Genomic DNA, 444 nt, shown 5'->3' on the forward strand with positions numbered 1-444 from the left:
GGCTGGTACTGGCCACGTTTGCCGGGTTGCTAGAGTTTTCCAGCGGCGGGCTGGTCTACCCCTTGGTCATGGTGGCCGTGGTCTATGGCGTGGGCCAAATGGTGGAAAGCCTGTATTTGACGCCGCGCCTGGTGGGCGAGCGCATTGGGCTGCACCCGCTGGCTGTCATTTTTGCGCTGTTGGCGTTTGGGCAGTTGTTTGGCTTTGTGGGCGTGCTGATTGCACTGCCGGCCAGCGCCGTGCTGTTGGTGGCTGTGCGGCGCATGCGTGCCGGCTATCTGACCAGCCGCCTCTATCTGGGATAAAGCCTTGGTAATGCAACAGATCGCGTTGGACATCGGCCTGTCCGCCGGGCCGACGGTAGCCAATTTCTTTGCCGGCCCCAACGAGGCGGCGCTCAAGCACTTGGAACTCTGGATTGGTGCCAAAGGCAGTGCGCACAAC

At 61.7% G+C, this 444-nt stretch carries 1 protein-coding gene; it reads left to right on the plus strand.

What is annotated here, in order from left to right:
- Positions 1–305, plus strand: a 305-nt coding sequence (locus AC1D1Y_RS26420; RefSeq protein WP_477684955.1) for an AI-2E family transporter, incomplete at its 5' end; no start/stop codon positions are given.
- Positions 306–444 lie beyond the last annotated feature (139 nt).

The sequence above is a fragment of the Polaromonas sp. P1_G1 genome (assembly GCF_056405595.1).